Raw genomic sequence first — 394 nt, forward strand, 5'->3', positions numbered from 1 at the left:
GGGGATGACGGACCAGGCCCCGACCCTGCGACCCGGCATCACCCCGTTGGAGGTCGTCAGCGGTGAGCCGCTGCCGATCGACATCACCGACTACGTGCTCGTCGTCGAGGGCAAGACGCCGCGCCTGACGACCGAGGACAAGGTCACCGCACTCGAGGGGACCCGTGAGGTGCCCTCGACCACCGAGATCGTCTACACGTCGAACGCCGACTACGTCGGTCCGGCCGCCGTCACCTTCGAGGTGACCGACGGCTCCGGCCCGGACGACCCCGACGGGCACACGGCGCTGCTCACGCTGCCGATCAGCGTGATCCCGCCGGAGAACCTGCCGCCGGAGCTCTCCACCCCGACGCTCGACGTCGCGGCGGGCGAGGAGGCGTCGATCGACCTCGCG

At 71.1% G+C, this 394-nt stretch carries 1 protein-coding gene; it reads left to right on the top strand.

All coding sequences use genetic code 11. The annotated features are described in order from the left end of the window. A partial coding sequence (locus AC6CH9_RS20830) for an Ig-like domain-containing protein (protein WP_498156602.1) occupies nt 1-394 on the top strand: 394 nt, incomplete at both ends.

This window comes from Cellulosimicrobium sp. GQ32, assembly GCF_059758455.1.